This window comes from Streptomyces sp. NBC_00523 (assembly GCF_036346615.1).
Taxonomy (GTDB): Bacteria; Actinomycetota; Actinomycetes; order Streptomycetales; family Streptomycetaceae; genus Streptomyces.
Map to the genome: position 1 here is coordinate 6,069,054 of NZ_CP107836.1, position 19,228 is coordinate 6,088,281.

Here is a 19,228-nt window from a genome sequence, read left to right on the forward strand (position 1 = left end):
GTCTGGAGAGCCCGTCATGGATTATCCGGAAAGCTACGAGCTCGTCTTCCAGTCCTCGGCTGTGGAGGACGATGCCGTCACCGTCCACCGGACGGCACAGAGCGGTGCGGGCGGACACCCCGTCTACGAGGACGACACCGGAATCGTCCGCGCCGAGATCAGCGATCACGCGGAGGTGCGCATGCTCGCCAGCGGCGGCCACCAGCACCTCGGAGCCCCGATGGTGGTGCGCGAGGACGCCGCCTGACACGGCCGACAACCGACGCCCGGTCCGCAACCCCGGACCGGGCGTCGTCGCCGTGTCCGTATCACGGGGACACGTACCCGTACATCATGCCGAGGCAGGACAATCCGGCCGGGTGTCTCCCACACTTGGTCGAAATTTTGCCCCTGGTGAGGGGGAGCGGGAGGACACCAGGCAGACTCACCCTGTAGGAATCTCGCCACGAAGAGGATCACGCATGATCACGTTGAAGAAGGAAGACGGCCCGGCGGACCTGGACGGGGTGACCCACCTCTCCATCGGCGTCTCCTGGGACCCCACCGTCGGCAGCAGTGGCGGGCTGATGGGGAAGCTGAAGCAGAAGAAGGGCACCGACCTCGACCTGATCGCCATCGCGATGCAGGGCGCGGACCCGGTCCGGCTGGCCGGCCTGGACTCCCTGGACCCGCTGGGCAACGGCTCGCTGCTGCACAGCGGTGACAACCAGACCGGAAAGGGCGAGGGCGACGACGAGACGGTCACCGTCGACTTCGCGAAGGTCCCCTCGAACGTCACGGCGATCGTCTTCGTCGCCGCCGCGTACAAGAAGGGCAGCTCCTTCCAGAACGCGCGCAACGTCAGCATCAAGGTCTACGACGCCACGGGCGGCAGCAGCCAGCAGGTCGCCGACATCTGGCCGAGCCTGCTCACCAACGACAACGGCTGCGCCGTGGCGAAGGCGATGCGCGTCGGCGCCGGCTGGAAGCTCCAGGTGATCAACGAGACCGGCAAGATCAAGCAGGGCGATGAGCACGCCCTGATGCGTTTCGCGATCAGCAAGTAGTACGCGTACGTCCCGGCCCCGGTCCGTGCGCGCCCGGTCAGTCGACCCGGCGTGCGCGGGCCGGGGCCGTCGGGTTCCCGGTGGCCAGCGGCGACCGCGCCAGCTCCACGCACCCCGCCGCGATCAGCCCCAGGGCCAGCAGCTCGGGCAGCACCCACCAGCCGGTGCGCACCTCCTCGCCGAACAGGGTCACCCCGTACAGGACGCTGATCAGGGCGTCGCCCAGCGTCAGACACGGCTGAACGGCGACGAGGGTGCCCGCCTGAAGGGCGTTCTGGAGCAGGAACAGCGCACCGACCCCCGCCACCGCCATCGCGTACAGCTGCCAGGAGCTGAACAGCGCCCCCGCGCCGCCCGTGTCGAGCCGCGCCATCGCGTCCTTCATCAGCGCGGCGGTCAGCGCGTAACCGCAGGCGGCGGCCGTGGCCAGCAGGGCGGCCCGCACATCGCCCCGGGTGGCCAGCGCGCCCGCGATCAGCAGCGCCTCGGCCACGCCCGTCAAAATCAGCGCCGGCACCCACGCCGCCCCGTGCACGCTGTCGCTTCCGCCGCCCGGCGCGGCCGTCGCCATGCCGAGGGCCAGCCCGGCCGTCACGGCGGCGACCCCCAGCCAGACCGTCCGTGGCAGGCGCGCCCGCATCATGAAACCGGCCAGGAGCAGGGTCGCCGGAAGCTCGATCACGAAGATCGGCTGCACCACGGAGATCGGCCCGGTGGCCAGCGCGACGGCCTGGCAGACGGCGGCGACGATGACCAGGGCGATCCCCGCGAGCCACACCTTCTGGCGCAGCAGATGGCCGATGAGCGACACCCGCATGGCCTCGGTCTGCGGCACGTCGAGGGCGGCCCGGCGCTGGAGCACGGAGGCGGAGCCGTTGCTGAGGGCGGTCAGGACGGCGAACAGGACGGCGATCACGGGACCATGATGCGGGCGGCCCCACCGCGATCCCGGCTTCGCCGGGGGAGGGCGTGGCGCCGCCGCACGTCGCGCCTCGGGGCGGCACCCTCGTGTGTGCCATTAGGTCAGAATCCGGCCTCATGGCCGCGTACCGTGCCGTCATGGCCGCGAAGAAGAAGACCCCCGCAGGCGCCGCCCCCGTCCCCGTGCTCACGCCCCGGGCCCTCGGCCGGGCGACCCTGGACCGCCAGCTCCTGCTGCGCCGGACCGCGATGAGCGCCAAGGACGCCGTCACCCACCTCGTCGGCCTCCAGGCGCAGAACACCAAGCCGCCGTACTACCAGCTCCTGGCGCGGCTCCAGGGCTTCCGGCCCGCCGATCTGTCGGTGCTGATGGAGGCGCGCGAGGTCGTCCGCATCGTCTCCCTGCGCTCGACCATCCACACCCACACCGCCGAGGACGCCCTGACCCTGCGCCCCCTGATGCAGCCCGCCATCGACCGCGAGCTGAACATGTTCCGCAAGCGCCTCCCGGGCGTGGACCTGGACCGGCTGCGCGAGCTGAGCCGGGCGCACGTGGAGGAGGCGCCGCGCAGCCCGGAGGAGATCCGCGAGCGACTGCTCACGGAGTGGCCCGACGCGGACCCGCAGGCCCTCGGCATCGCCGCCCGCTGCCTGCTGCCCCTGGTCCAGGTGACCCCGCGCGGCCTCTGGGGCATCAGCGGCGGCGTCGCGCTCACCACCGTCGAGCGCTGGCTCGGTCACGCGGGTGAGGCGGCGCCCGACATGGAGCGCGCCGTGTTGCGCTACCTCGGCGCGTTCGGACCCGCGTCGGTGCGGGACATGCAGAGCTGGGCGGGCCTGACCCGCCTGATGGAGGTCTTCGAGCGGCTGCGGCCCCGGCTCGTCACCTTCCGCGACGAGCACGGCACCGAACTCTTCGACCTGCCCGACGCCCCGCGCCCCGCCGAGGACACCCCCGCCCCGCCGCGCTTCCTGCCCGAGTTCGACAACGTCCTCCTCGGCCACGCCGACCGCACCCGGATCATCCCGGCGGCCCTCAAGGGCCTCAACGGGGTGGGCAACCAGACCTACGGCAGCGTGCTGGTGGACGGGCTCTTCGCGGCGGTCTGGCGGCTGGACACCGCGCGCGACGCCCCCGCCGTCGTCACCGTCCAGGAGGTGCGCCCGCTGACGGCCGCGGAGCGCGAGGCCGTGACGGGCGAGGCGAGGGACCTGATGGCGGCGATGACCCCGGCGACGGAGTACGACGTCCGCTTCGGGGCGTTCGTGGACCTGGGGCGCTGACGGGGGCGCGGATGCGGGGGACGGTTTACGGGGCGGGGGCGCCCTACGGCGTTGGGGGTCCTGCGGTGCGGGGTACGTCCGACGGCGCAAGACGCGCCTACGGCAGCAGCCCCGCCCGCCGGGCCGCCACCACCGCCTCCAGCCGGGTGTGCGCCCCCAGCCGCCGCATCGCGGACCGCAGATAGCCCTTCACCGTCTCCGGGCGCAGCCCCAGCCGGTCCGCCGCCACCGTGTTCGTGGCGCCCGCGGCCACGCACGCCAGCACATCGATCTCGCGCGGCGCGAGCCGGACCTCCCGCTCCCCGGGCTCCCGGGTGCCCGTCGCCGAGGCCAGCCGCCCGCACACCGCGAGCAGCTCGTCCCGGAGCGCCGGGTCCAGCACCTTCGGCATCAGGGCGCGCAGCTCGCGGTGCGCCTCCCGGACGTCCTCCCAGGCCCCCGCGGCCCCCGCCGCCACGGCAGCGGCATCCGGCTCCGGGCGGGTCGCGGCCAGCAGCTGCCGCACCTCGTCCCGGACCACCAGCGCCTGCTCCACGTCCCGGGCCGCGGCCACCGCCGCGTCGAACGTGCGGTCCCCGAGCGGGAGCGGTTCACGCAGCGCCCCGTACAGCACCCCCCGCACCTCGCGCCGCACCACGACGGGGACGGCGACCACCGAGCGCAGGCCCTCCGCCGCGACGGCCGTGTCGTACTCGTGGCTGATGTGGCGCGAGGAGCGGTAGTCGGTCACCGCGCACGGCCTCGACAGGGCCATGGACTTGCCGCCCAGGCCGCTGCCCGACGAGATCACGAGCCCGCGCAGCGCCGCCGTGCGCGCCCCGTTCACCTCGGCGATCCTGGCGTGGCGGCTGTCCGCGAGCAGCCCGCCGAAGGCGACCGGCAGCCCGCTCGTCCGGCGCAGCCGAAGCAGCGCCGCTTGCATTTCGACCGCGTCGACCGATTCCGGCACCCTGCCGCCTCTCTGCCCGGCCCCCGATGGAATGGCGGCCCCGCGACACCCCCGTCCGGGGGTGGTGAGACCTGGGTCACTGTTTACATCATGTGAGGAGCCATAGGACCGACCGGGTCGGTAAAGAGGAGGGCACATGCCGGAAACGAGTGCGACGGAGACGTTCCGGGCGGCCCGGGACTTCCTGCTCCGGCACCGCGAGGACTACGCCGCCGCCTACGACGGTTTCCGCTGGCCCCGCGACGACCACTTCAACTGGGCGCTCGACTGGTTCGACGTCATCGCCCGGGACAACGACCGCACCGCCCTGCACATCGTGGAGGAGGACGGCACCCGCACCGAGGTGTCGTTCGCCGAGATGTCCGCCCGCTCCGACCGGGCCGCGAACTGGCTGCGCGCCCAGGGCGTACGCGAGGGGCACCGCATCCTCGTCATGCTCGGCAACCAGGTCGAGCTGTGGGAGACCGCGCTCGCCGCGATGAAGCTCCGCGCCGTCGTCATCCCCGCGACCCCGCTTCTGGGCCCCGCCGACCTGCGCGACCGCGTCGAGCGCGGCCGGGTCCGGCACGTCCTGGTCCGCGACACCGACACCGCGAAGTTCGCCGAGGTGCCCGGCCGCTACACCCGTATCTGCGTCGGCGCCCCGACCGAGGGGTGGCTCGACTACGCGGAGGCCGCCGAGGCGCCCCGCCCGTTCACACCGGACCGCGAGACCGACGCGGACGAACCGCTGATGCTCTACTTCACCTCCGGCACGACCGCCAGTCCCAAGCTGGTCGAGCACACCCATGTCTCGTATCCCGTGGGCCACTTGGCGACGATGTACTGGATCGGGCTCAAGCCCGGCGACGTGCACCTCAACATCTCCTCGCCCGGCTGGGCCAAGCACGCCTGGTCCAACCTCTTCGCGCCGTGGAGCGCCGAGGCGACCGTGTTCATCTTCAACTACACCCGCTTCGACGCCGGCCGCCTGATGGCCGAGATGGACCGCTCCGGCATTACGAGCTTCTGTGCCCCGCCCACCGTGTGGCGCATGCTCATCCAGGCCGACCTGACCCAGCTGAAGACCCCGCCGCGCGAGGTCGTCGCCGCCGGTGAACCGCTGAACCCCGAGGTCATCGAGGCGGTCCGGCGCGCCTGGGGCATCACCATCCGCGACGGCTTCGGCCAGACGGAGACCGCCGTCCAGGTCGCCAACAGCCCCGGCCAGGCCCTCAAGCCCGGCTCCATGGGCCGTCCGAGCCCCGGCTTCCGGGTGGTCCTGCTCGACCCGGTGAGCGGGGAGCCCGGCGCGGCCGAGGGCGAGATCTCGCTCGACCTGTCGACCCACCCGGTGGGCCTGATGACCGGCTACCACGGCGACCCGGAGCGCACGGCCGAGGCGATGGCCGGCGGCTACTACCGCACCGGTGACATCGGCTCCCGCGACGAGGACGGCTACATCACCTACGTGGGGCGCGCCGACGATGTCTTCAAGTCCTCCGACTACAAGATCTCCCCGTTCGAGCTGGAGAGCGCCCTGCTGGAGCACGAGGCGGTGGTCGAGGCCGCCGTCGTCCCGGCCGCCGACGAGGTCCGCCTCTCCGTCCCGAAGGCGTACGTGGTGCTCGCCGAGGGCTGGGAGCCCGGCCCGGACACCGCCAAGGTGCTCTTCGCCCACTCCAGGTCCGTGCTCGCCCCGTACAAGCGGGTGCGGCGGCTGGAGTTCGCGGAGCTGCCCAAGACCGTCTCCGGCAAGATCCGCCGGATCGAACTGCGCGAGCGCACCGCCCAGGGCGGCGGCACCGAGTACGCCGAGGGGGACCTGGCATGACCGAGCTTTCGTACGCGCACGGCACGGGCACCACCGCCCTGCTCGGCGACACCATCGGACGCAACCTGGACCGGGCCGTCGCCGCCTGGCCCGACCGCGAGGCGCTGGTCGACGTACCGTCCGGGCGGCGCTGGACGTACGCGGAGTTCGGCGCGGCCGTCGAGGAGCTGGCGCGGGCGCTGATGGCGTCGGGCGTGGCCAAGGGGGACCGGGTCGGCATCTGGGCGGTCAACTGCCCCGAGTGGGTGCTCGTCCAGTACGCCACCGCCCGCATCGGCGCGATCATGGTGAACATCAACCCCGCCTACCGGGCGCACGAGTTGGAGTACGTGCTGAAGCAGGCCGGGATCTCCCTGCTGGCCGCCTCCCTCGCCCACCGCACCAGCGACTACCGCGCCCTGGTCGAGGAGGTCCGCGCCGACTGCCCGGACTTGCGCGCGGTGCACTACATCGGCGACGGTTCATGGGACGAACTCCTCTCCGTGGCACCTCAGGTGACGGTTGCTCAGCTCGCCGCCCGCGAGGCGGAGCTGTCCTGCGACGACCCGATCAACATCCAGTACACCTCGGGCACCACGGGCTTCCCCAAGGGTGCGACGCTCTCGCACCACAACATCCTCAACAACGGTTACTTCGTGGGGGAGTTGGTCGCCTACACCGAGCAGGACCGGGTCTGCCTCCCCGTGCCCTTCTACCACTGCTTCGGCATGGTGATGGGCAACCTCGGCATCACCTCGCACGGCGCCTGCATCGTGATCCCCGGCGGCTCGTTCGAACCGGCCGCCGTGTTGAGCGCCGTGCAGCAGGAACGATGCACCTCGCTGTACGGGGTACCCACGATGTTCATCGCCGAGCTCAACCTGCCGGACTTCACCTCGTACGACCTGTCCTCGCTGCGCACCGGCATCATGGCCGGGTCGCCGTGCCCGGTCGAGGTGATGAAGCGGGTGGTGGCCGAGATGCACATGGACGAGGTGTCCATCTGCTACGGCATGACGGAGACCTCCCCGGTCTCCACCCAGACCCGCCGCGACGACGACCTGGAGCGCCGCACCGGTACCGTCGGCCGCGTCATGCCGCACATCGAGGTCAAGGTCATCGACCCGGCGACCGGGGTGACCCTGGAACGCGGGCGGTCCGGCGAGCTGTGCACCCGGGGCTACAGCGTGATGCTCGGCTACTGGGACCAGCCCGACCGCACCGCGGAGGCTATCGACGCGGGGCGCTGGATGCACACCGGCGACCTCGCGGTGATGCGCGAGGACGGCTACGTACAGATCGTCGGCCGCATCAAGGACGTGATCATCCGGGGTGGCGAGAACATCTACCCGCGCGAGATCGAAGAGTTCCTGTACCGCCACCCGAAGATCGCCGACGTACAGGTGGTCGGCGTGCCCGACGAGCGTTACGGGGAAGAGGTGCTGGCCTGCGTCATCCCCGCCGACCCGGCCGACCCGCCGGCCCTGGACGACGTACGGGCGTTCTGCGAGGGGCAGTTGGCCCACTACAAGATCCCGCGCCTGCTCCGGATCCTGGAGACCTTCCCGATGACGGTCAGCGGCAAGGTCCGCAAGATCGAACTGCGGGAGACCTACAGCCGCTAGCGGCTCAGGCCGCCTCGATCACGTCCCCCGCGTCGCCGCGCGTCGCCGCCGCCCACTGCAGGAGGAGCACCTCGTACGCGGCGGACTCCACGGGGGACCAGTCCTGGCCCGCGCGGGCGTCCACGAGCGCGCGGATCGCCTCGTTGGCCTCCAGGGCGGAGCGCCTGGGGAGCGCGGGGGCGTGCGCGGGCGTGTCCGAGGGTGGTGAAGTCCGTGGAGTTAAGACCATGCGCTCCACTGTAGGGCCCGCCACTGACAACGAACCGCACATCGGGGGCCGTTGGCCAGAACGTGACGGATCACACGCAGGGTGGCCGGGCGATTTCTGTGAGGCACGACACGTCGCCCGGCCCGGGTGTCCGATTCTGATGGGTTGCGCGCGGTCAGGCCCCGGTGCTGACGAGCTCGTCGGCCGCGCCGTTCAACGGCTGCGGCGTGCCGGTGAGATCCAGGACGAATAGCGGCACGCGTAGGGTGTCCGCCCGCTTCCGGGCCTCCGGCGTATAGCCCGCGAGCGAGAACAGCACCCCGCGCACCGAGCCGTTGAGCGCGTTGAGCCACAGGCACTCGACGTCCCGGAGCTCGGTCGGCCGGGTCGTGGAGTCGACCTCGGCGATCAGCCCGGACGCCCGCAGGTCGATCCGGGACGCCGGCCGGTTCACCGGGTGCGTCACGTCCTGGAAGCCCAGCCAGGTCAGATAGAGCGCCGCCGCCGCGACCGCGTCCCGCGCGGTACGGATGGTCAGCGGCCGGAACGCCGGACGGGGCGCCGCCGCCGTGCGCGGCAGCGGTATGTGTGCGGGCCGGAGCGCCCCGGCGGACGCCACCGGCCGCACCGGCACCCGCAGCACCGCCCCGCACGGGCAGCACAGCTCGGGCTGCGGCCACTGGTCGTGCCGCCCGCAGCCCCGGCACCGTACGGTCACCCAGTCGTCGTTCCAGGTGCGATGGGTGATCGGGACGACGGGTGCGCCGCGCAGCAGCGGCGGGGCCGTCGGCTCCCCGCACGGGCACGGGTAGACGGGGGTCACGTACGCGTGGTCGCGGCGACAGGCCGGGCACCGTACCGGCACTGACTCCACCCCGTGCTCCCTCCGTACCACTTCCGTAATCCCTCCATGCTCCCCCAAGAGCCCGCCGCCGGGTGCGGATTCGCTCCACTCGGCGCCCTTCTCCGCGCGCGTCCCGCCTCCCTTGACGGCGGTCCGGGCGCGGCCTAGATTTGCTTCCACATAACAGAAGAAGTTTTCCGCAATGCGGAACCGGTGATGTGGTGCTCTCAGGTGGCGCGACAGAGCCCGACTCCATCCCCGACTCCACCCAGGGACGAGCAGGAGCACTCAATGCCTCGTATGACCGCTGCCCGCGCGGCAGTCGAGATCCTCAAGCGCGAAGGCGTCAGCAACGCGTTCGGTGTGCCCGGCGCCGCGATCAACCCCTTCTACGCGGCCCTCAAGGCGGCCGGCGGCGTCCACCACACGCTCGCCCGCCACGTCGAGGGCGCCTCCCACATGGCGGAGGGCTACACCCGGGCCCGCCCGGGCAACATCGGCGTCTGCATCGGTACGTCGGGGCCCGCCGGCACCGACATGATCACCGGCCTGTACTCCGCGATCGCGGACTCGATCCCGATCCTGTGCATCACCGGCCAGGCGCCGACCGCCGTCCTGCACAAGGAGGACTTCCAGGCCGTCGACATCGCCTCGATCGCCGCCCCGGTCACCAAGGCCGCGACGACCGTCCTGGAGGCCGCGCAGGTCCCGGGCGTCTTCCAGCAGGCGTTCCACCTGATGCGCACGGGCCGCCCCGGCCCGGTCCTCATCGACCTGCCGATCGACGTGCAGCTCACCGAGATCGAGTTCGACCCCGACCTGTACGAGCCGCTGCCGGTGCACAAGCCCGCCGCGACCCGCAAGCAGATCGAGCGCGCCCTGGACATGCTCGACGCCTCGGAGCGCCCGCTGCTCGTCGCGGGCGGCGGCATCATCAACGCCGACGCCTCCGAACTCCTGGTGGAGTTCGCCGAGTTGACCGGCGTGCCGGTCGTCCCGACCCTGATGGGCTGGGGCATCCTGCCCGACGACCACGAGCTGAACGCCGGCATGGTCGGCCTCCAGACCTCGCACCGCTACGGCAACGCGAACTTCCTGGAGTCCGACTTCGTCCTCGGCATCGGCAACCGCTGGGCCAACCGCCACACCGGCAAGCTGGACGTCTACACGGCGGGCCGCACCTTCGTCCACGTGGACATCGCGCCAACCCAGATCGGCAAGATCTTCGCCCCGGACCTCGGCATCGTCTCCGACGCGAAGGCGGCGCTGGAACTGTTCGTGGAGGTCGCCCGCGAACGGAAGGCGGCGGGGAAGCTCGCGGACCGCTCGGCGTGGGCGGCGTCCACCCAGGAGCGCCGTGCGACCCTGCAGCGCCGTACGCACTTCGACAACGTCCCGCTGAAGCCGCAGCGGGTGTACGAGGAGATGAACCGCGCGTTCGGCCCGGAGACCCGCTACGTCACGACGATCGGCCTCTCCCAGATCGCGGGCGCCCAGATGCTCCACGTGTACCGCCCGCGCCACTGGATCAACTGCGGCCAGGCGGGCCCGCTGGGCTGGACGATCCCGGCCGCGCTGGGCGTCGCCACGGCCGACCCGGAGGGCTCGGTCGTCGCGCTCTCCGGCGACTACGACTTCCAGTTCATGCTGGAGGAGCTCGCGGTCGGCGCCCAGCACCGCATCCCGTACGTGCACGTGCTGGTCAACAACTCGTACCTCGGCCTGATCCGCCAGGCCCAGCGCAACTTCGACATCGACTTCCAGGTCAACCTGGAGTTCGAGAACCTCAACTCCCCGGAGCTGGGCGTCTACGGCGTCGACCACGTCAAGGTCGTCGAGGGCCTGGGCTGCAAGGCCATCCGCGTCACCGAACCGGACGCCCTCCTCCCGGCCTTCGAGGAGGCCAAGAAGCTGGCCGCGGAACACCGCGTCCCGGTGGTGGTCGAAGCGATCCTGGAACGCGTCACGAACATCGCGATGAGCGGCACGGACATCGCCTCGGTCAACGAGTTCGAGGACGTGGCGACGGACCCGACCCACGCACCTACGGCGATCAGGCCGTTCGCGGAGGCGTGATCCCTTAGAGTCTGCGGCCGTACCCGAAGAGCACCTACGAACCTCCGTAGGTGCTCTTTCCGCTGTGCCTGAGAGGACTTGAACCCTGGGGCGACACCCTCATCGAAGTGGTGCCCTGCGATCTCCTGGGCGCCGGTGCTTGCCAAGACCGACGCTCCTGCCATCGCCGTAGGCCGTCGCGGCGCACAGACCGAGCACTTCATCGGCGCCGGGCCCGTCAGGGCTCGCGCCCCGCCCGGAAGGGCTAGGGCCTGTCTGACAAATGATCTCTGCGAAGCTGTGAGGCAGAGATCATTGGAGGGTCGATGGGCATCGAGCTTGAACTGCACTCCGGGAGGCCTCGCAAGGGTCCGTCTCGGACGACGTTGCTTCGTGGGTCCTACGCACACGGCGACGCGCTGGCGCGTGCGCTGAGTGCGCTCGACCGCCACGGGCCCGGCAAGTTGGGCTGGGTTGACCCGTACGGGGACACCATGTTCAACGAGCAGGAGGCCGAAGTCGCTCGTCAGGAGGTTGCTGTCCTGGTGCGCAACTGCTCAGACGAGGGGCAGCGGGCGGCCCTCCTCGACCTGGGTGTGCTCCTGGAAGCGTGTGCGGCAACGCCGGGCAGCTACCTGTGGTTCATGGGCGACTGAGGTCGGTCGATAATTGATCTTGTGACGGGTCGAGGTGAGCTGACGGATGCGGCGTGGGAGCGGATAGAACCGCTGTTGCCGCAGGTGGACGGGCGTGGCCGTCCGTGGCGTGACCACCGTCAGGTGGTCAACGGGGTTCTATGGCGCCTGCGGACCGGGGCCCCGTGGCGTGACCTCCCCGACCGGTACGGGCCGTGGCAGACCGTCTACGAGCGTTTCGCCCGCTGGGAGTCCGATGGGACCTGGGCGAAGCTGCTGGAGCATGTCCAGGTCCGCGACGACGCGGTGGGCCGAGTGGAATGGAGCGTCTCGATCGACTCCACCATCAACCGGGCCCACCAGCACGCCGCCGGCGCCCGCAAAAAGGGGACACGGACGGGGACGAACCGGAAGATCGGGGCCGCGCGCAGGCGCGCCAGGCCCTCGGCCGCTCCCGGGGAGGGCTGACCACCAAAGTCCACCTCGCCGTCGACGGCCGGGGCCTTCCTCTGTCGATCGTGCTCACGCCCGGCAACGTCAACGACGCCACCGCCTTCGGCCAGGTCCTCGCCGGGATCCGCGTCCCGCGCGCCGCAGAAGGGCGCCCGCGCACAACACCCGAACGCGTGCTGGGCGACAAGGCGTACTCCAGCAGGGCGATCCGCCACCTACTGCGGCGTCGGAGCATCGTCGCCACGATCCCCGAGCGCCGCGACCAGGCGGCCAACCGCCGACGGCGCGGGACCCTCGGCGGCCGGCCACCCGCATTCGACAAGGCCATCTACCGCGACCGCAACGTAGTCGAACGATGCTTCGCCCGCCTCAAGCAGTTCCGCTCGATCGCGACCAGGTTCGACAAACTCGCCGACCGCTACCGAGCCGGAGTCGTCCTGGCATGCCTGATCCTCTGGCTCCGCGAACCCGCTCGGTGATCATTTGTCAGACAGGCTCTAGCCGGAGATCTGATCCAGCAGCCCGTACACGGCTGCGTAGGCCACCGGGGAAGCGAGAGCCGTCACGGCGAGGCCCAGGCCGCGCTCACGCCAGGTGCGGGCGAGGGCGAGGGGCAGCGCGCAGGCGGCTACGGCACAGGCGATGGCCTGGTCGGCGTACCCGAGCGTCAGCCAGGAGTGCAGGGACTCGCTTCCGAAGAGGCCGCCGACCGCGCCCAGGGACGCGACGCGCCGCCACAGTCGGGGACTGCGCCGCGACCAGGCGCCGGCCGCGCCGAAGAGCGGGCCGGCGACACAGGCCATCACCAGCCAGACGAGGGGGAAGGTGAGGCTCCCCATGCCTCCGCGGCCCAGTTCCGCGTAACCGTAGTAGCCGACGACGAGGCCGATCTCCGCGAGCGCACCGGCCGCGGCGATGCGGCGGACGTCGCCGACGCGCGCCGCGAGGACCGCGCCGGTGGCGAAGGCGAGTACCGACCACACCCCGCCGGAGTTCGCCAACTGGCTCCAGGGCCAGGGCAGCCACCCCTGGAGCAGGTTCGTCAGGACACCGAGGGCGATACCGGTGGCGGCGCACAGCACGGGAGTGACGGTGGCGGGGCGGCCGAGGGTGTGGGGCGAGGTCGACACGGACGTGGAGGGCGGGGAGGTCATGACGGTGACTATACATTCCGGTTATACATGCGGTGTATAGAGGGGTGGGCCCTGGTCGGTTGGGGCGGCGGCCGCTGTCGGACCGCCTCGGTGTGCCGGTGACGTCCCTCCGACCCAGGTCAGGGGCGGAGGTGCTTGAGCGTGAACTCGGGGTCGGCGTAGGGGCCGGCCTGGACTGCGGTCGGATCGGGTGCAAGGTCTCCGGGGATGTCCGCGGCCTGGGCTTCGGCGTTGTCGACGGGGACGTAGGCCAGCTCGGACGTGTCGGGAAGTGTCCAGAAGCGGCGGGTATTGCCGGAGACGGCGTAAGCCGTGACGAAGCGCGTGGAGGGCGGCGCGGTCAGGGCGGCTCGGATGTAGCCGATGGTGTCACGCGGGCTGAGCCAGGTGGCCAGGTGGCGGGGTTCGGTCGGTGCAGGCTCGAAACTGCCGATGCGCAGGCAGATCACCGACAGGCCGAATTTGTCGGCGTACAACTGTCCGAGGGCCTCGACGGCCACCTTGCTCACGCCGTAGAGGCCGTCAGGCCGTGCCGGTTCCTGCGGTTCGGTGAGATGACCGGTGGCGTAGAACCCGCCCACGCGGTTGCTGCTCGCCAGCACCACCCGCTCCATGCCCGTACGCCGTGCCGCCTCCAGGACGTGGTGCGTGCCCAGCACGTTGGCTTCGAGCAGATCAGGAAGAGGCGCCTCGTCGGGGATGCCGCCCAGGTGGATCGCGCGGTCGGCTCCGGTGAGGGCCGATTCCACGGCGGCGGCGTCCCGCAGGTCCACCGTGTGCACGACTTCGTTCTCGGCCTCCGGGCGGAGCGGCACGCGGTCGAGCAGGACGAGACGTTTCACCTCGGGTCGTAGCGCCTCACGCACCAAGGAGCCGATATTCCCCGCTGCCCCTGTCACCGCAACTGTGCCCAGAATCAACGCACTTCCCCCGGCTTCGACGTCCGTCGCGCGGCTTGTGGCACCTGGCGCGCCACCCGTCGATAGTGGCATGGCAATGCCTCACTCCGCTCACGTTGTTCCTGCTGCACTGGCGCCGGTTCCGACGCCACGCTGAGGGCCGCGGTGGACGAGAGGAGCCGGAGCGGCCTGGTCCAGCTGTTGGCGGCCGAGTCCTCTCGGTGGTTTTGGGAGGTACCTCGACAGGATTCACGAAAGCCGACCCCTATGCCTGGGGGGAAACGCGCTGCTGACCGGCGAAGCCTTCCTCGGCCTCGCTGCCTCTTGCTCAACCGCAACCCACCTGCGGTCCTTGGTGTCAGACGTGCTTTGGGGTGATGCTGAGTGCGCGATAGTCGTACCCGTCCTGCTTGAAGCCGGGTGCTTCCCACGTGAGATCGACCTTCTGCCCTGGTGACAGGGTGCGGAAGCCTGGCGCCTGGATGTCGGAGTAGTGGCCGAAGCACCCGCCGGGAGTTTCGGGTGAGTCGAGGACGCCCCACCCCTCTTCGTCGCTCCACTCGCGCACAGTCGCGGTCACGACTGCCGTGTTCTTGCGAGGATGTTCGCGACGGCCCATGTGCCGCTCCCTTCGCTCGTGGCCGCAGGTGTCGGCCACGTGGTGATCATTCCAGCTCTCCTGGCGTCGCGGGCCCCATTTCCTCGGCCCAGCGCCGACTCCAGGCGCCCAGCGGGCTCAGCGCCTCGACAAGATCACGGCCGAGCGGGGTGAGGCGGTAGCCGTCGCCGTCCAGGACGAGCAGGCGGGCGGCGGACAGCTCCTCGATCCGGGTGCTGAGCACGCTGGAGGACATACGCTCGCACCGGCGCTGCAACTCCCGGAATCCGGCCGGGGCTTGGCTCAGTTCCCACAGGATCCGCATCGTCCACCGCCGTCCGAGAAGGTCAAGTGCGGCCATCACCGGGCGTCCCGATGCGGACCCCCGTACCGGCTGACCCGGACGTGGCACTCCGGCTTCCATGCTCACTCCTTGCGCTTCGGTTCTCGAAGCATATAGTGGTTCGAAAATCGAAGCATGAGGTGCCGACATGCCCCGCATCGAACCGCTCACCCCGCCCTACACCGCCGATGTCGACCGGGCGCTCCGCCGCTGGATGCCGCCGGGTGTGCCGCACGAGCCGCTCGCCCTGTTCCGCGTCCTGCACCGCAACCCGGAGCTGGCCTCACGCATGTTCGCCCTCGGCGCCGGGCTGCTGGGCCATGGACTCCTGCCCGCCATGGACCGGGAGATTGTCATCGCCCGCGTGACCGCGCGGTCGGCCTGTGCCTACGAATGGGGCGTCCACGCCGCGACCCTGGCGCCGCAGGCCGGACTGGCCCCCGAACTGCTCCGGGCAACTGCCCAGCCGGATGCGGTGGCCAGCGCCCCATGGTCGCCACGCCACACGGCGCTGCTCCACGCGGTTGACGAACTCAACGACACGGCGCAGCTCACGCAACCCGCCTGGGACGCCTTGCGCGCGTACTACGACGAGACTCACGTACTCGAACTGCTCGTACTGGTCGGCTGGTACCGGACCATCAGCCTTCTGGCCAACGCGCTTCTCCTGGAGGAGGAGCCCTGGGGCGCCCGTTTCCCCGAGGCCACCCCGTAAGCCGGACACACTCACCACCACACACAGGAGATTCCATGCCCAAGGGCTACTGGGTCAGCGTCTACCGCGCCATTGCGGACCCCGAGAAGCTGGCCGCCTACAACAAGCTGGCTCCTCCGGCCGTCAAAGCCGGGGGCGGCCGCGTCCTCTCCCGCGGCACTCGCGTCGAGGCATACGAGGCGGGAATCGCCGAACGCACCGTCCTGGTCGAGTTCGACACCTTCGACCAGGCCGTCGCGGCGCGCGAGAGCCCGGCCTACCAGGAAGCGCTGGCCGCCCTCGCCGACGGCGTCGAGCGCGACTTCCGGATCGTTGAAGGCGTTGACTGACCGAGAGCCTGCGTGACCGCAGCTTCCGGTTCATGCCGGAGGAATTGGCGGTGGGCGCCCAGCACCGCATCCCGTACGTGCACGTGCTGGTCAACAACTCGTACCTCGGCCTGATCCGCCAGGCGCAGCGCAACTTCGACAGAGTGCTTGAGCGCCCTAACCAGCCTTCGGGAGAACGGAGTTATCTAGATGCCGGTCACTCATTGCGAGTAACTGGTGACTACTTGTTCCAACTCTGAAGCAGGAGGCTCGCCATGCCCCACCAACAGCCCCGGAGGAGTCGGCTCGCGTTGGCGGATACGCCCAATGGCGTGGCTCTGGCGCGGCTGCACACTGCCGATGTTCTCGTGGGCTGGGGGAGTGGCCTCCGACGCGGTCGAGACGGCAAAGCTCCTGGCTTCCGAGCTCGCGACCAACGCCGTGCGGCACTCGGAGGACGGTGAGGCGTCGACGTCTCCGCCCTCGTCGTCCGGCGGCGTGCAGACCTTCGAACTGTCGCTGGAGGTCGTCTCCGGTGCCGTCAGGCTGTCCGTGTGGGACCGCGATCCGAGGCCGCCCGTTCTGAAGGAGGTCGGCGTCGATGCGCTCGGCGGGCGAGGGATCTTCATCGTGGCGGCGATGAGCAGAGCCTGGGGGTACTACCCGGCTCGTCCCGCGCCGGGAAAAGTGGTGTGGGCCGAGATTGCGTTCGATGCCACGGGTCCCCACAAGGACCTCGATGCTTTCGTGTCGCCTCCGGGCCAGCCCCCGGACGGTGACCTGCCGGCATTCGGAAACGTACGAGCCGAGACGAACCTGGTCGGTCGCGTTCTCGTCGGCATCAACGAGCGGTGACCGCGTCAAACGGCATACACACCAACACCCTGATCACCAGCAGGTGTTCGACCTATCTAGAGGACATTCCAATGACGACCCCGATGGCCACGGCCCGCGCCCTGAGGCTTGTCCTGGAGTACGCCGGTCTCGACTTCGAGGTGGAGGAAGGCCCTGTGCCGGGTGGTTGTCGCCTGCGATTGGCTGCCTCGGTCGCTCACCCCTGGACGCACGGAGACGTGCGGGCCCACCTGCTTGCCGAGGGCATCACCGCAGACGTGGAACACCTCGCACCCGCGTCAAGCCCTGGCCATGAGCTGATTCTCACCCTGCCTTCGAAGCCGGAAGTCCGAGCAATCGGACGGCTGTTGGAGACAGGATTTGCCGAGGCGCAGAACGCGGCATTGCATCTGCATCGCGCGTTCGCCCGCCTCGGCGTCGAGCGGCATGTGGACATCCAGACCGTGGGGAGTCTGTCCCTCATTGACATCGGCCTGTTCGATACGGACGCGGCTGCGCTGCTCTACCGGGGTCTCGGCGGTGACGAGTCGGCCTTGTGCGCAATCGATCTCGGGGACTGGCACGACCATGAGCGGTTCGCCCAGAAACTGGAGCGAGTGATCTCCGCGACCGGGCCGGTGCTGCTCCTGGAATCGGTGCCCACTTGCGGGCATTGTCGCGGCGGGCACGGCGGCAATCGCATCCGCTTCGACTACCTGGATGTCGACGACGCGCTGCTTCTGTCAGATGCGTTGTTCCGGGCTGCCGTGGCGGTAGGCCCGGCGGAGGAGCGACCGTAGTAGCGGTGGCGTCAGGCGGGCTTGGGGGTGATGTTCACCGCGCGGTAGTCGTAGCCGTCCTGCTTGAAGCCGGGGGCTTCCCAGGTGAGGTCGACCTTCTGGCCTGGTGACAGCGTGCGGAAGCCGGGTGCCTGGATGTCGGCGTAGTGGCCGAAGCACCCTCCGGGGGTCTCGGGTGAGTCGAGGACGCCCCAGCCCTCCTCGTCGTACCACTCGCGCACCGTCGCGGTCACGATCGCCGTCTCCTTGCGGAGCCTTCCGCGACGACCCATGTGCCGTTCCCTTCGCTCGTAGCCGCAGGAGCGGCCTCTCGGTGATCATTCCAAACCTCATGGCGCCGCGTGTCCCATTTCCTCTTCAGGCGTTCAGGCTGATGAGCAGCAGGAATCCGTTTTCCTTGACGAAGGCCATGGCGTAACGTCGCGCTCTTCGCCGCTGGGCGGTGGAGTACCGGCAGGAGACTGTCATGGCTGATCCGCAAAAGCGGTTGCGGTGGGCGTTGGATGTGCTGGACGAAGTGTTCGTACCGGAGCAGGACTTCGCCCTCGACGGGTGTCTGTACTGCTATGGCGAGGCCGACATTGCCGCGCTGGCGGGGCCGCCGGAGGCGGTGCCCGACGATCTTGTGACGACCCCGCTGAGCGAAGTGCTCTCGCACTGGGACAAGCCCGAGGAATTGCTGCGTCGGATGGTGCCCAGGATCGCGCGGCTACTGGTGAGGGGTGAGACGCACCTCGACGCCGGGCTGATCGGGACGCGGTTTGTCGAGGCGAACTGGACGGGGTGGCCGCCGGCGGAGACGGCCGCGCTGCGGGAGCTGTGGGCGTCCTGGTGGGCGGCGACGCTCGACCGGTACCCGGCCCCGACGGCGGCGTACGACGTCCTGAACATCGTTACGGTTGTCACGGGTGCTCTGAACCCGTGGCTGGAGGTGTGGGGACACGCCCGCACCCCGAGCGCGACCAGACATCTGGAAGAGCTTGTCGATCTTTGGTGCTTCGAGGACCAGCTGTCCGAGCTGAAGCTGGGCTTCCATGACGAATACGACGCCACCCCGGAGCTGCTGCCGTGGGTGCTCGGCCACGGGCGCACGCGGATCGGACCACGCTACGTCGCGCAGTTGGACGAGCTGGAGCAGTACTCGTCATACCTGCATCCGCCGGGAGATTCGTTCAGCCGACGGTGAAGCGCTGGTTCTGGGCGTTCCGGTCGCAGGCGGTGGTGCGGTAGTAGCCGTTGTCCTGTTGGTAGAGGCAGCGGCCCGTGCCGACGCTCTGGAGCATGACGGCGCTGCGGGCGGCGGGCTGGACGGTGCGCCACTTCTGGTACGAGCCGCCGTTGCAGCGCTGGGGGTAGACGTCGCCCTTGTCATTGCTGTCGAGGCAGCGGCCCCAGTAGTTGTTCTTGAGCGTGGTGATGGTGTTGAGCTTGCCGTTCCACTGCCACAGGAGGCTCCCGCGTCCGGTGGTGCAGCGGTCGCCCTTGAGGCCGGTTTCGGAGTTCTCGCGCAGGCAGTCACCGTAGCGGTAGTTCGCGAAGCGGCTGGTGGTCGTGGTGGCGGCCGAGGCGGGTGCGGGGGTGAGGAGAGGGAGGGCGAGGGCGGCTGCGGCGATGAGGGAGGCGAAGGCACTACGGGTCGGGCGGCGCACTGGGGGGCTCCTTGCGATGGTGTCAGAGGTGCCTCAGCAGGATCCGCGAACTCCCCTCAACTCCACGCCTCCCACGCCTGAAACACGAGGAATTCCCGCTGATGGCTGACGAAGCC

The 19,228-nt window shown here is 70.1% G+C and carries 22 protein-coding genes and 2 pseudogenes; 14 read left to right on the plus strand and 10 right to left on the minus strand.

Features of this window, described 5'->3' with window-relative positions; genetic code table 11:
- The first annotated feature begins 16 nt into the window (after window positions 1–16).
- The gene (locus OHS17_RS27515; RefSeq protein WP_018100553.1) at window positions 17–247 is read left to right on the plus strand and encodes a DUF6296 family protein; all 231 of its coding nucleotides are present in this window, start codon (window positions 17–19) and stop codon (window positions 245–247) included.
- A 214-nt stretch (window positions 248–461) separates the two neighbouring features.
- The gene (locus OHS17_RS27520) at window positions 462–1,046 is read left to right on the plus strand and encodes a TerD family protein (protein WP_018100552.1); all 585 of its coding nucleotides are present in this window, start codon (window positions 462–464) and stop codon (window positions 1,044–1,046) included.
- A gap of 37 nt (window positions 1,047–1,083) precedes the next feature.
- Here OHS17_RS27520 and OHS17_RS27525 read toward each other — a convergent pair whose 3' ends face one another.
- Window positions 1,084–1,962, minus strand: a complete 879-nt coding sequence (locus OHS17_RS27525; protein WP_330314301.1) for a DMT family transporter — start codon at window positions 1,960–1,962, stop codon at window positions 1,084–1,086.
- A 143-nt stretch (window positions 1,963–2,105) separates the two neighbouring features.
- Between OHS17_RS27525 and OHS17_RS27530 the strand changes: the two genes are divergently transcribed.
- On the plus strand, window positions 2,106–3,251 hold the full coding sequence (locus OHS17_RS27530) for a winged helix DNA-binding domain-containing protein (RefSeq protein WP_330315375.1): 1,146 nt from the start codon (window positions 2,106–2,108) through the stop codon (window positions 3,249–3,251).
- A gap of 97 nt (window positions 3,252–3,348) precedes the next feature.
- Here the strand turns inward: OHS17_RS27530 and OHS17_RS27535 are convergent, their stop codons facing one another.
- Window positions 3,349–4,200 carry a helix-turn-helix transcriptional regulator gene (locus tag OHS17_RS27535; protein ID WP_330314302.1) on the minus strand — a complete coding sequence of 284 codons (852 nt, stop codon included), beginning with the start codon at window positions 4,198–4,200 and terminating at the stop codon, window positions 3,349–3,351.
- Between the two features lie 136 nt (window positions 4,201–4,336).
- Here OHS17_RS27535 and OHS17_RS27540 point away from each other — a divergent pair, with 136 nt between their 5' ends.
- Complete coding sequence (locus tag OHS17_RS27540; protein ID WP_330314303.1) at window positions 4,337–6,013, plus strand: AMP-binding protein; 1,677 nt, start codon at window positions 4,337–4,339, stop codon at window positions 6,011–6,013.
- Complete coding sequence (locus tag OHS17_RS27545; protein ID WP_330314304.1) at window positions 6,010–7,617, plus strand: AMP-binding protein; 1,608 nt, start codon at window positions 6,010–6,012, stop codon at window positions 7,615–7,617. The genes OHS17_RS27540 and OHS17_RS27545 overlap by 4 nt, the downstream gene beginning before the upstream one ends.
- A gap of 4 nt (window positions 7,618–7,621) precedes the next feature.
- Here the strand turns inward: OHS17_RS27545 and OHS17_RS27550 are convergent, their stop codons facing one another.
- Window positions 7,622–7,846 carry a hypothetical protein gene (locus OHS17_RS27550; RefSeq protein WP_018523791.1) on the minus strand — a complete coding sequence of 75 codons (225 nt, stop codon included), beginning with the start codon at window positions 7,844–7,846 and terminating at the stop codon, window positions 7,622–7,624.
- 154 nt (window positions 7,847–8,000) lie between these two features.
- Window positions 8,001–8,699: a hypothetical protein gene (locus tag OHS17_RS27555; protein WP_330314305.1), complete on the minus strand. Its 699-nt coding sequence runs from the start codon at window positions 8,697–8,699 to the stop codon at window positions 8,001–8,003.
- A gap of 270 nt (window positions 8,700–8,969) precedes the next feature.
- Between OHS17_RS27555 and gcl the strand changes: the two genes are divergently transcribed.
- The 3 genes and pseudogenes from gcl to OHS17_RS27570 all read left to right on the plus strand — a co-directional run bounded on the left by gcl (window position 8,970) and on the right by OHS17_RS27570 (window position 12,313).
- Window positions 8,970–10,745, plus strand: coding sequence for a glyoxylate carboligase (gene gcl / locus OHS17_RS27560; protein WP_330314306.1), 1,776 nt, complete (start codon window positions 8,970–8,972; stop codon window positions 10,743–10,745).
- Window positions 10,746–11,050: 305 nt separating this feature from the next.
- Window positions 11,051–11,380, plus strand: a complete 330-nt coding sequence (locus OHS17_RS27565) for a hypothetical protein (RefSeq protein WP_129858186.1) — start codon at window positions 11,051–11,053, stop codon at window positions 11,378–11,380.
- A 21-nt stretch (window positions 11,381–11,401) separates the two neighbouring features.
- Window positions 11,402–12,313 (plus strand): annotated as a pseudogene (locus OHS17_RS27570) (IS5 family transposase).
- Here OHS17_RS27570 and OHS17_RS27575 read toward each other — a convergent pair.
- The 4 genes from OHS17_RS27575 to OHS17_RS27590 all read right to left on the minus strand — a co-directional run bounded on the left by OHS17_RS27575 (window position 12,310) and on the right by OHS17_RS27590 (window position 14,887).
- On the minus strand, window positions 12,310–12,966 hold the full coding sequence (locus tag OHS17_RS27575; protein WP_330314308.1) for a DUF6518 family protein: 657 nt from the start codon (window positions 12,964–12,966) through the stop codon (window positions 12,310–12,312). The pseudogene OHS17_RS27570 and the gene OHS17_RS27575 sit on opposite strands and share 4 nt — an antisense overlap.
- A gap of 119 nt (window positions 12,967–13,085) precedes the next feature.
- Window positions 13,086–13,832, minus strand: a complete 747-nt coding sequence (locus OHS17_RS27580; protein ID WP_330315376.1) for an NAD-dependent epimerase/dehydratase family protein — start codon at window positions 13,830–13,832, stop codon at window positions 13,086–13,088.
- A 391-nt stretch (window positions 13,833–14,223) separates the two neighbouring features.
- Complete coding sequence (locus tag OHS17_RS27585) at window positions 14,224–14,484, minus strand: cold-shock protein (RefSeq protein ID WP_330315377.1); 261 nt, start codon at window positions 14,482–14,484, stop codon at window positions 14,224–14,226.
- A 46-nt stretch (window positions 14,485–14,530) separates the two neighbouring features.
- Window positions 14,531–14,887 carry a winged helix-turn-helix transcriptional regulator gene (locus OHS17_RS27590; protein ID WP_330314309.1) on the minus strand — a complete coding sequence of 119 codons (357 nt, stop codon included), beginning with the start codon at window positions 14,885–14,887 and terminating at the stop codon, window positions 14,531–14,533.
- A gap of 67 nt (window positions 14,888–14,954) precedes the next feature.
- On the opposite strand from OHS17_RS27590, the gene OHS17_RS27595 reads away from it, so the two are divergent.
- From OHS17_RS27595 to OHS17_RS27615, 5 genes and pseudogenes are all read left to right on the plus strand, one after another.
- The gene (locus OHS17_RS27595; protein ID WP_330314310.1) at window positions 14,955–15,521 is read left to right on the plus strand and encodes a carboxymuconolactone decarboxylase family protein; all 567 of its coding nucleotides are present in this window, start codon (window positions 14,955–14,957) and stop codon (window positions 15,519–15,521) included.
- 35 nt (window positions 15,522–15,556) lie between these two features.
- On the plus strand, window positions 15,557–15,850 hold the full coding sequence (locus OHS17_RS27600) for a DUF1330 domain-containing protein (RefSeq protein WP_330314311.1): 294 nt from the start codon (window positions 15,557–15,559) through the stop codon (window positions 15,848–15,850).
- Between the two features lie 14 nt (window positions 15,851–15,864).
- A pseudogene (locus OHS17_RS27605) lies at window positions 15,865–15,990 on the plus strand (thiamine pyrophosphate-dependent enzyme); the annotation flags it as partial.
- A gap of 220 nt (window positions 15,991–16,210) precedes the next feature.
- Window positions 16,211–16,684: an ATP-binding protein gene (locus OHS17_RS27610; protein ID WP_330314312.1), complete on the plus strand. Its 474-nt coding sequence runs from the start codon at window positions 16,211–16,213 to the stop codon at window positions 16,682–16,684.
- 71 nt (window positions 16,685–16,755) lie between these two features.
- Window positions 16,756–17,463 (plus strand): hypothetical protein, encoded by a 708-nt coding sequence (locus OHS17_RS27615; protein ID WP_330314313.1) that lies wholly within the window; start codon window positions 16,756–16,758, stop codon window positions 17,461–17,463.
- 11 nt (window positions 17,464–17,474) lie between these two features.
- Here the strand turns inward: OHS17_RS27615 and OHS17_RS27620 are convergent, their stop codons facing one another.
- Window positions 17,475–17,699: a cold-shock protein gene (locus OHS17_RS27620; protein WP_330315378.1), complete on the minus strand. Its 225-nt coding sequence runs from the start codon at window positions 17,697–17,699 to the stop codon at window positions 17,475–17,477.
- A 230-nt stretch (window positions 17,700–17,929) separates the two neighbouring features.
- Here OHS17_RS27620 and OHS17_RS27625 point away from each other — a divergent pair, with 230 nt between their 5' ends.
- Entirely contained in the window at window positions 17,930–18,649 is a 720-nt protein-coding gene (locus tag OHS17_RS27625) for a hypothetical protein (RefSeq protein ID WP_330314314.1), read from the plus strand.
- On the opposite strand, the gene OHS17_RS27630 is transcribed toward OHS17_RS27625, so the two are convergent.
- Window positions 18,636–19,112 carry an RICIN domain-containing protein gene (locus tag OHS17_RS27630; RefSeq protein WP_330314315.1) on the minus strand — a complete coding sequence of 159 codons (477 nt, stop codon included), beginning with the start codon at window positions 19,110–19,112 and terminating at the stop codon, window positions 18,636–18,638. The genes OHS17_RS27625 and OHS17_RS27630 overlap by 14 nt on opposite strands.
- Between the last annotated feature and the right edge of the window lie 116 nt (window positions 19,113–19,228).